Source organism: Streptomyces cinereospinus (assembly GCF_042430725.1).
In the GTDB taxonomy this organism is placed as follows: domain Bacteria; phylum Actinomycetota; class Actinomycetes; order Streptomycetales; family Streptomycetaceae; genus Streptomyces; species Streptomyces cinereospinus.
In genome coordinates this window covers 84,141-93,408 of record NZ_JBHMCY010000026.1, presented here as the reverse complement: position 1 = coordinate 93,408, position 9,268 = coordinate 84,141, and the positions used below count along the sequence as shown (strand labels likewise).

Annotated in this window: 9 protein-coding genes; 6 read left to right on the top strand and 3 right to left on the bottom strand. The window is 72.9% G+C overall.

The window, feature by feature from the left end:
* On the bottom strand, positions 1-654 hold a 654-nt coding region (locus tag ACFF45_RS15930), incomplete at its 3' end, for a DUF2510 domain-containing protein (RefSeq protein WP_381346682.1).
* A gap of 133 nt (positions 655-787) precedes the next feature.
* Entirely contained in the window at positions 788-2,194 is a 1,407-nt protein-coding gene (locus ACFF45_RS15925) for an FAD-binding oxidoreductase (RefSeq protein ID WP_381346681.1), read from the bottom strand.
* A 91-nt stretch (positions 2,195-2,285) separates the two neighbouring features.
* On the opposite strand from ACFF45_RS15925, the gene ACFF45_RS15920 reads away from it, so the two are divergent.
* Positions 2,286-3,752: a tetratricopeptide repeat protein gene (locus ACFF45_RS15920; protein ID WP_381346680.1), complete on the top strand. Its 1,467-nt coding sequence runs from the start codon at positions 2,286-2,288 to the stop codon at positions 3,750-3,752.
* A gap of 6 nt (positions 3,753-3,758) precedes the next feature.
* Here the strand turns inward: ACFF45_RS15920 and hppD are convergent, their stop codons facing one another.
* Positions 3,759-4,904, bottom strand: coding sequence for a 4-hydroxyphenylpyruvate dioxygenase (gene hppD, locus ACFF45_RS15915; RefSeq protein ID WP_381346679.1), 1,146 nt, complete (start codon positions 4,902-4,904; stop codon positions 3,759-3,761).
* 124 nt (positions 4,905-5,028) lie between these two features.
* Between hppD and ACFF45_RS15910 the strand changes: the two genes are divergently transcribed.
* The 5 genes from ACFF45_RS15910 to ACFF45_RS15890 are packed head-to-tail and all read left to right on the top strand — an operon-like array spanning position 5,029 to position 9,243.
* The gene (locus ACFF45_RS15910; protein WP_381346678.1) at positions 5,029-5,499 is read left to right on the top strand and encodes an Lrp/AsnC family transcriptional regulator; all 471 of its coding nucleotides are present in this window, start codon (positions 5,029-5,031) and stop codon (positions 5,497-5,499) included.
* Between the two features lie 58 nt (positions 5,500-5,557).
* Positions 5,558-6,205 (top strand): ABC transporter permease, encoded by a 648-nt coding sequence (locus ACFF45_RS15905; RefSeq protein ID WP_381346677.1) that lies wholly within the window; start codon positions 5,558-5,560, stop codon positions 6,203-6,205.
* On the top strand, positions 6,198-7,430 hold the full coding sequence (locus ACFF45_RS15900; protein ID WP_381346676.1) for a betaine/proline/choline family ABC transporter ATP-binding protein: 1,233 nt from the start codon (positions 6,198-6,200) through the stop codon (positions 7,428-7,430). The genes ACFF45_RS15905 and ACFF45_RS15900 overlap by 8 nt, the downstream gene beginning before the upstream one ends.
* Positions 7,427-8,287, top strand: a complete 861-nt coding sequence (locus ACFF45_RS15895; RefSeq protein ID WP_381346675.1) for an ABC transporter permease — start codon at positions 7,427-7,429, stop codon at positions 8,285-8,287. The genes ACFF45_RS15900 and ACFF45_RS15895 overlap by 4 nt, the downstream gene beginning before the upstream one ends.
* Positions 8,284-9,243 carry a glycine betaine ABC transporter substrate-binding protein gene (locus ACFF45_RS15890; protein ID WP_381346674.1) on the top strand — a complete coding sequence of 320 codons (960 nt, stop codon included), beginning with the start codon at positions 8,284-8,286 and terminating at the stop codon, positions 9,241-9,243. The genes ACFF45_RS15895 and ACFF45_RS15890 overlap by 4 nt, the downstream gene beginning before the upstream one ends.
* Positions 9,244-9,268: the final 25 nt, after the last annotated feature.

Here is a 9,268-nt window from a genome sequence, read left to right as displayed (position 1 = left end):
CGGGGCGCCCGCGCCGGCGTCCTGCCGCCCCTGGCGCGGGGTGAGCGCGCGGAACGTCATCGTGCCCGGGTCCTCGGCCGGCGCCTCCCGCGCACCGGCGGCCGCGCCCGGGGACGGGGCGGACGGCCGGCGCAACACGAAGGTGTTGCCGGAGTCCGCCCCCTCGGACTCGCCGGGCGCGGCGGGTCCGCCCGGCCCGGGCTGTGCCGGGAAGTCGGGGGCGGGCACCACGCCGTCCGGGCGCGCGGCGGAGCCGCTCGCCGGCTCGGCGGGGACGCGCGGGTCGGAGCCCTGGGCGGCGGGCCAGGCGACGCGCTGGTCCGGGTCGCCGCCGAAACCGGTCCGCCGGGCGCGGTCGGCGCCCCAGGCGGAGGCGGGCGCGGGCCGGCTGCCGTGCTGGGCGCCGGAGGCGTCCGGGTGGGCGGACGGGGGGTCCTCGTCGAAGAAGTGCGGGCCGGTCTCCTCGACGGCGGGCTGCGCGGGGCGCGCGCCGGGCGGCGGGGCGAGCGGTTCGCCGTCGGCCGGTGCCGGGCGGCTGGTGCCCGGCACCCAGGCGGCTCCGTTCCAGTACCGGACGTATCCGGGGATGGAGGGGTCCGGGTAATAGCCCTCGCGGGGCCTGTCGTCGCCGGGTGCCGGGGTTGGGGCGCTCATGTCCGTCGTCCCGTATCTGCTCGGGGGTGTTAAGGGGGCCTCCACATCTATCAGACCGGCGCAACCCCCACCGCCCGTCCTGCCGGACCCGCCCCTTTCGAGCATGCTTGTGCTACCTCGCGAAGAGGCCGCGTCAGAACAGTTTGCCGGGGTTGAGGATCCCCAGTGGGTCGAACACCTGCTTGACGGCGCGCTGCATCTCCACGCCGACGGGGCCGATCTCGCGGGCCAGCCACTCCTTCTTCAGCACGCCCACGCCGTGTTCGCCGGTGATGGTGCCGCCGAGTTCCAGCCCGAGCGCCATGATCTCGTCGAAGGACTCGCGGGCGCGCCGGCTCTCGTCGGGGTCCGCCGCGTCGAAGCACACGGTCGGGTGGGTGTTGCCGTCGCCCGCGTGGGCGACGACCCCGATGGTGAGCCGGTACTTCCCGGCGATGCGCTCGACGCCCTCGATCAGGTCGCCGAGCCGGGAGCGGGGCACGCACACGTCGTCGATCATCGTGGTGCCCCGGACCGCCTCCAGCGCGGGCAGCGACAGCCGCCGCGCCTCCAGCAGCAGTTCGGACTCGGCCGCGTCGTCCGCCGGGACGACCTGGCCGGCGCCGGCGGCCTCGCACAGCGCGCCGAGGGCGGCGAGGTCGGCGGCCGGGTCGGCGGTGTCGAAGGCGGCGAGCAGGAGGGCCTCGGTGCTCTCCGGCAGCCCCATCCGGGCCAGGTCGTTGACGGCCCTGACCGTCGTACGGTCCATCAGTTCGAGGAGGGAGGGCACGTGCCCGCCGGCCATGATCCGGCACACGGCGTCGCAGGCGGCGGCCGCGGAGGCGAACTCGGCGGCCAGCACCAGCCGCCGCGGCGGCTTGGGCCGCAGGCCCAGGACGGCCCGCACCACGACGCCGAGGGAGCCCTCGGAGCCGACGAACAGGCGGGTGAGGTCGTACCCGGCGACGCCCTTGGCGGTGCGGCGGCCGGTGGACATCAGGCGGCCGTCGGCCAGGACGACGTCGAGGCCGAGGACGTACTCGGCGGTCACCCCGTACTTCACGCAGCACAGGCCGCCCGACGCGGTGCCGATGTTGCCGCCGATCGTGCACGTCTCCCAGCTGGAGGGGTCCGGCGGGTAGGACAGGCCGTGCTCGCCGACGGCGCGGGCGAGGTCGGCGTTGACGACGCCGGGTTCGACGACGGCGATGCGGTCGACCGGGCTGATTTCCAGGATCCGGTCCATCCTGGTCAGCGACAGCACGATGCAGCCGTCGGTGGCGTTGGCGCCGCCCGACAGGCCGGTGCGGGCGCCCTGCGCGACCACCGGGACGCGCAGGGCGGTGGCGGTGCGCAGCACGTGCTGCACCTGTTCGACCGTGCGCGGCAGCACCACCACGGCCGGGCTGCCGGCCGGGCAGAAGCTCGCCATGTCGTGGGCGTACGAGGCGGTGACGTCGGGGTCGGTGAGGACGGCCTCGGCCGGCAGGCCCGCCAGCAGCCGGTCCGTGAGGTTGCCCTGCGCTTCGCCGGGAGCGGCGGGGATACGGCTCATGATCACAGAGTGTCACCCGGGGCCATCGGTGTGAACCCGTCTGCGGCACCCTTCACCTGCCGGGACGCGGTCGTCGTACTGACGCACAGTGTGCGCCATGGAGACCGGTGTGAAGACCGCCAGCGAGGCCGGCACGGAGAACGGGACGGGCGATCCGCGCGGCGCGGGCGGGGGCCCGGGGCGCCGGCGCGCCCGGTGGGTCACGGGCGGGCTGCTCGCCCTGCTCGTGGGCGCCCTCGTCGTGGCCGGGCTGCTGTGGCTGCCGCGCCCGCAGCCGCGGCCCGCCCCGCCGCCCCGGCTCGCCCCCGCGCAGCGGGCGCTGACCGCGGTCACCGCCGGGGTGCCGGCCGCGCTGCCGGACCTCGTGGAGCTGATCGGCGCGCAGGAGACACGGCTGAAGACGCGTCCGAGGGACGCGCGGGCGTGGGCGGTGCTGGGGGCGGCGTACGTGGAGCGGGGGCGGCGGACGGCCGACGCCGCGCACTACCCGACCGCCGAGCGGGCGCTGCGCACCTCGCTGAAGGTGCGCCCGCGGGGCAACGCCCAGGCGCTGGAGGGCATGGCGGCGCTGGCCAACGCCCGCCGGGACTTCCGGGCGGCGCGCACCTGGGGCGAGGCCGCGCTGAAGGCGGACCGCAAGCGCTGGACGACGCACGCGCTGCTGATCGAGGCGTACACGGGTCTCGGCGACTACGAGGCGGCCCGCGGCACCCTCGACCGGTTGCAGGCGCTGCACTCGGGCCCGGCGGTGATGGCCCGGTCGGCCGCCGTGTACTGGGACCGGGGCTGGCGGGAGGACGCGGCGGCCACCCTCTCGGACGCGGCGGCGGCCGCCGAGGCGCCGGCCGAGCGGGCGGCCTGGCTGGAGCGGGCCGGGCACCTCGCCTGGGAGCGCGGGGACCGGGAGGTCGCCCTGCGGCACTTCACGGAGGCGGTGCGGCTCGATCCCGACCAGCGGGCCGCGCAGGCCGGGCAGGGGCGCGTGCTGGCGGCGCTGGGGCGGACGTCGGAGGCGCTGAGCGCCTACCGGCTGGCCCTCGCCGCCCAGCCGTCGCCGCAGTACGCGCTGGAACTGGGCGAGCTGTACGAGTCGCTGGGGCTGGAGCAGGCCGCCCACGCGCAGTTCGACCTGCTGCGCGCGCAGGTCCGCAGCGCCACCGCGGGCGGGGTGGACGAGGATCTGGTGCTGGGCCGCTTCGAGGCGGACCACGGCGATCCCGGGGAGGCCCTGCGGCGGCTGCGGGCCGAATGGCGCAGGCAGCCCGGGATCGCGGTGGCCGACGCGCTGGGGTGGGCACTGCACCGGGCCGGGGAGCACGAGGAGGCGCTGCGCTACGCCGTGCGGGCCACCGACAAGGAGCAGGGGGGCGGCGTCCGCAGCGCCCTGTACGCCTACCACCGGGGGATGATCGAGCACACCCTGGACCGGTCCGGGCCGGCCCGGCGGCATCTGGCGGAGGCGCTGCGGATCAACCCGTACTTCTCGCCGCTGTGGGCACCGGTGGCGCGCGGCGTGCTGGAGGAGCTCGGCGAGCCGCCGGAGGTGGACGTTCCGGCGGCCTGAGCCGGGTCAGAGGTTGCCGCGCCTGGCCTGCTCCCGTTCGATCGCCTCGAACAGCGCCTTGAAGTTGCCCTTGCCGAAGCCCATGGAGCCGTGCCGCTCGATGATCTCGAAGAAGACGGTCGGGCGGTCCTGGACCGGCTTGGTGAAGATCTGCAGCAGATAGCCGTCCTCGTCGCGGTCGGCGAGGATCTTCAGTTCGCGCAGGGTGCCGACCGGCACGCGGGTCTCGCCGACCCACTCCCCCAGCGTGTCGTAGTACGAGTCGGGGGTGTCCAGGAACTGGACGCCGGCCGCGCGCATCGTCCGGACCGTCCGGACGATGTCGTGGGTGTTGAGGGCGATGTGCTGGACGCCCGCGCCGCCGTAGAACTCCAGGTACTCGTCGATCTGGGACTTCTTCCTGGCGACGGCGGGCTCGTTGATCGGGAACTTCACCTTGAGGGTGCCGTCGGCGACCACCTTCGACATCAGCGCGCTGTACTCGGTCGCGATGTCGTCGCCCACGAACTCCTTCATGTTCGTGAAGCCCAGGACCTTGTTGTAGAAGCCGACCCACTCGTTCATCCGGCCGAGCTCGACGTTGCCGACGCAGTGGTCGATCGCCTGGAAGGTGCGCTGGGCGAGCGGCTCGACGATCGGGTCGGCGGCGGCGTAGCCGGGCAGGTACGGGCCGTCGTAGCCGGACCGGTCCACCAGGGTGTGCCGGGTCTCGCCGTAGGTGGCGATCGCGGCGAGGACGACCGTGCCGTGCTCGTCCTTCAGCTCGTGGGGCTCGGCGACCGGGCGGGCGCCCTGCTCGACGGCGTGGACGTACGCGGCCCGCGCGTCCGGCACCTCGATGGCGAGGTCGACGACGCCGTCGCCGTGCGCGGCCACGTGCTCGGCCAGGAAGTGGCCCCAGGTGGTGGCGGGCTTGATCACCGAGGTGAACACGAAGCGCGCGGAGCCGTTCTCCAGCACGTAGCTCGCGGTCTCGCGGCTGCCGTTCTCCGGTCCGGAGTAGGCGACCAGCCGCATGCCGAAGGCGGTGGAGTAGTAGTGCGCGGCCTGCTTGGCGTTGCCCACGGCGAACACGACCGCGTCCATCCCCTTGACCGGGAAGGGGTCGGCCCGCCGTGCGGTGTCGGGAGTCTGGTGTGTGGTCTGCGTCATAGCCGCAGCGTCTCCCCGGTGACACAAGCTGCGCAATAGTTTGCGTGTTCACTGGGCAATGTGTTCAGCCGCAAGGCCCCGGAGGCGGGCTCTCTGTACAGGATGACCACTGCGGGAGGCTGAGGTGGCGATCGACCGACTGGACGGGCGGATCATCGTGCTGCTGGCGCGGGAGCCGCGGATCGGCGTGCTGGAGATGTCCCGTCGGCTCGGGGTGGCGCGGGGCACGGTGCAGGCCCGGCTGGACCGGCTTCAGTCGAACGGAGTCATCCGCGGCTTCGGCCCGCAGGTGGACCCGGCGGCCCTGGGCTACCCGGTCACCGCGTTCGCCACCCTGGAGATCCGGCAGGGACAAGGGGCCGACGTCCGGGCGCACTTGGCGACCGTGCCGGAGGTGCTGGAGCTGCACACCACGACCGGCCGGGGGGACATGCTGTGCCGTCTGGTGGCCCGCTCGAACGCCGATCTCCAGCGGGTGATCGACCGGGTCGTCGGCTTTGATGGCATCGTGCGGGCCGCCACGGCGATCGTGATGGAGAACCCCGTTCCGCTGCGGATCATCCCGCTGGTGGAGCAGGCGGCGCTCCAGGAGTGAGTCGACGATCAACGGGAAGGCGACGGACGGAGCGACCGACGTGGCGGGGTGAGGGTGTGTGAACTTCTGGGAGTACCTCGGCAACCGCCACCAGCAGCTGCTCGTCGACGCCTACCAGCACGCCAGCGTCGTCTTCCAGTGCATGGTCGTGGCGACCGTGCTCGGCGTGCTGATCGGCGTGGGCACCTACCGCTCCGCGTGGGCCGGCGACCTGGCGACCCTCGCCACCTCCAGCATCCTCACCATCCCGTCGCTGGCCATGATCGGTCTGCTCATCCCGATCGTGGGGCTCGGCGTGCCGCCCACCGTCATCGCGCTGACGCTGTACGGACTGCTGCCGATCGTGCGCAACGCGATCGTGGGACTGCGCGGCGTCGACCCGGCGCTGGTGGACGCGGCCACCGGCATCGGCATGTCCCGGACGAGGCGGCTGGTGCGGGTCGAGCTGCCGCTCGCCTGGCCGCCGATCCTGACCGGCATCCGGGTCTCGACCCAGATGCTGATGGGCATCGCCGCCATCGCCGCGTACGCCTCGGGCCCCGGCCTGGGCAACCTGATCTTCCGCGGAATCGCCTCCCTGGGCAGCGCGAACGCGCTGAACCAGGTGCTCGCGGGCACGCTCGGGATCATCGTCCTGGCCCTGCTGTTCGACGCCGCGTACGTCCTGATCGGGCGGCTGACCATTTCTAGGGGGATCCGTGTCTGAGTCCCATGGCGCGACCATCGAGCTGGAGAACCTGAGCAAGCGGTACCCAAGCAGTCCGCAGCCCGCCGTCGACAACGTCAGCATGGAGATCAAGGCGGGTGAGACGGTCGTCTTCGTCGGCCCGTCCGGGTGCGGGAAGTCGACGACCCTGAAGATGATCAACCGGTTGATCGAGCCGACCGGCGGCCGCATCCGCATCGACGGCGAGGACGTCACCCACATCGACCCGGTCGGGCTGCGCCGCAAGGTCGGCTACGCCATCCAGGCGTCCGGCCTGTTCCCGCACATGACGGTCGCCCAGAACATCGCGCTGGTGCCCAAGATGGTCGGCTGGTCGAAGACGCGGATCCGGGACCGGGTCGAGGAGATGCTCGACCTGGTCGGGCTCGATCCGGGCGAGTTCCACGGCCGCTACCCGCGCCAGCTGTCCGGCGGGCAGCAGCAGCGGGTGGGCGTGGCGCGGGCGCTGGCCGCCGATCCGCCGGTGCTGCTGATGGACGAGCCGTTCGGCGCGGTGGACCCGATCACCCGGGACCACCTCCAGGACGAGCTGATCCGGCTCCAGCGCGAGCTGCACAAGACCATCGTGTTCGTCACGCACGACTTCGACGAGGCGATCAAGCTGGCGGACCGGATCGCGGTGCTGCGCGAGCGGTCGCACATCGCGCAGTTCGACACCCCGGAGGCGATCCTCACCAACCCGGCGGACGACTTCGTCTCCGGTTTCGTCGGCGCCGGCGCGGCGCTGAAGCGGCTGAACCTCAGCCGCGTACGGGACGTGGAGATCACCGACTATCCGACGGTGACCGTGGACGACCCGCTCCAGATCATCTTCAACCGGCTCCGCTCCAGCGGCACCAACGAGATCCTGCTGCTGGACAAGCGGGGCCGCCCCTACAAGTGGCTCCGGCGGGGCGACCTGATGCGGGCCAAGGGCTCGCTGGCCCGGGCCGGGACCCTGGTGCACGACACGGTCACCCGGGACGCCACCCTGCGGGACGCGCTGGAGGCGGTGCTCACGGACAACACCGGGCGGGTCGCGGTGACCGGGCGGCGCGGCGAGTACACAGGCGTCGTCGACATGGAGACGCTGATGAACTCCGTGCACGAACTGCTGGAGGCCGACCGGCTGGAGGCCATGGAGCACCAGCACGACCTGGAGGAGACGCGGTCCGCGCAGACGCACGCGGAACAGGAGGGGCACGGAGGGGAGCCGAAGGCGTGACCACCTCTGCGGACCAGAGCCGTCCCCCCGGCGAGCACGACGTCCACGGGCACGTGTTCCGGGACGAGGGCGAGGTGCCCGGCGACCGGGAGCCGCCGCCTCCGCCGAGCCGGACCGGCCCGCGCGTCGGCTGGCGGAAGCTGACGTTCCTGCCGGCCTTCGTGGTGGCCGTGCTGCTGGCGACCTGGCTGTGGTTCCGGCAGGCCGACCTGGACGCGATCTCGCAGAACGCGCTGTCCGGCGGCCAGGTGTCCGAGGCGCTGTGGGAGCACGTCCAGCTCACCGCGATCTCCACGTTCTTCGTGCTGGTCATCGCGATCCCGCTGGGCATCCTGCTGACCCGCGGGGCGTTCCGGAAGATCGCCCCGGTAGCCATGGCGTTCGCCAACATGGGCCAGGCGACCCCGGCGATCGGCCTGCTCGCCCTGCTGTTGATCTGGCTGGGCGTCGGCCGCCGGGCGGCCCTGATCGGCATCATCGCCTACGCCATCCTGCCGGTGCTGTCGAACACGATCGCCGGCCTCAGGGCGAACGATCCGACGCTGCTGGAGGCGGCCCGCGGCATCGGCATGTCCCCGGCGGGCGTGCTGACCCGGGTGGAGCTGCCGCTGGCGGTCCCGCTGATCCTGGCGGGCGTGCGTACGGCCCTGGTGCTCAACGTCGGTACGGCGACGCTGGCGACGTTCGGCGGGGGCGGCGGCCTGGGCGTGCTGATCACGACCGGCATCACCAGTCAGCGGATGCCCGTGCTGATCCTGGGTTCGATCCTGACCGTCGTGCTGGCCCTGCTGGTGGACTGGCTGGCCTCGCTGGCGGAACTGCTGCTGCGGCCGCGCGGTCTGGAGGTGGGGACATGAGGCGGTTGCCGGTCCTGGCGGCGGTGCTCGCGCTGGCCTCCGGCTGCGGGCTGACCAGCGGCTCCCCGATGGTCGACGACGTGCGGCCCGGGTCGATCGGGCAGGGCGAGCCGCTCAAGGGCGCCGATCTGACGGTCACCTCGAAGGAGTTCACCGAGCAGCTGATCCTGGGCGCCATCATGGGGATCGCCTTCGAGGCGGCGGGCGCGAACGTGCTGGACCGCACCGGCATCCAGGGGTCCGTCGGCTCGCGGGAGGCGGTCAAGAGCGGCGAGGCGGACGCCGGGTACGAGTACACGGGCACGGCCTGGATCACGTACCTGGGCAACAGCGAGCCCATCCCCGACCCGCGGCAGCAGTGGGAGGCGGTGCGCGACGCCGACCGGAGGAACGGCCTGACCTGGCTGGCGCCGTCGACGCTGAACAACACCTACGCGCTGGCGATGAACCAGGCCAACGCCCGGAAGTACGGCACCAGGACCCTGTCGGACGTGGCCGGGCTGGCCGCGTCGGACCCGGAGGCGGTGACGCTGTGCGTGGAGGGCGAGTTCGCCAACCGGGAGGACGGGCTGCCGGGCATGGAGAAGGCGTACGGCATGGACATCCCGCCGTCCCGGATCACCCAGATGGACACCGGGATCATCTACACCCAGACGGCGAAGGGCGGCTGCACCTACGGCGAGGTCTTCACGACCGACGGCCGCATCAAGTCCATGGACCTGGTGGTGATGGAGGACGACAAGAAGTTCTTCCCGAACTACAACGCGGCCCCCGTGATCAACACCAGGACCCTGGAGGAATGGCCGGCGATCACGCGGATCCTCGACCCCATCACCAAGAAGCTGAACAACTCCGTCGCCCAGAGCCTGAACGCGAAGGTGGACGTGGACGGCGAGGACCCGCACCAGGTGGCGCTGGACTGGCTGGTGCAGGAAGGGTTCGTGCGGGAGGGATGAGCGGCCGGGCGGGATGAGCGGCCGG

Bases quoted from the DNA above. Each gene is read 5' to 3' on its own strand.
- hppD (WP_381346679.1), bottom strand. From the start codon at position 4,904: ATGACGCAGACCACACACCAGACTCCCGACACCGCACGGCGGGCCGAC.
- ACFF45_RS15890 (WP_381346674.1), top strand. From the start codon at position 8,284: ATGAGGCGGTTGCCGGTCCTGGCGGCGGTGCTCGCGCTGGCCTCCGGC.
- ACFF45_RS15920 (WP_381346680.1), top strand. From the start codon at position 2,286: ATGGAGACCGGTGTGAAGACCGCCAGCGAGGCCGGCACGGAGAACGGG.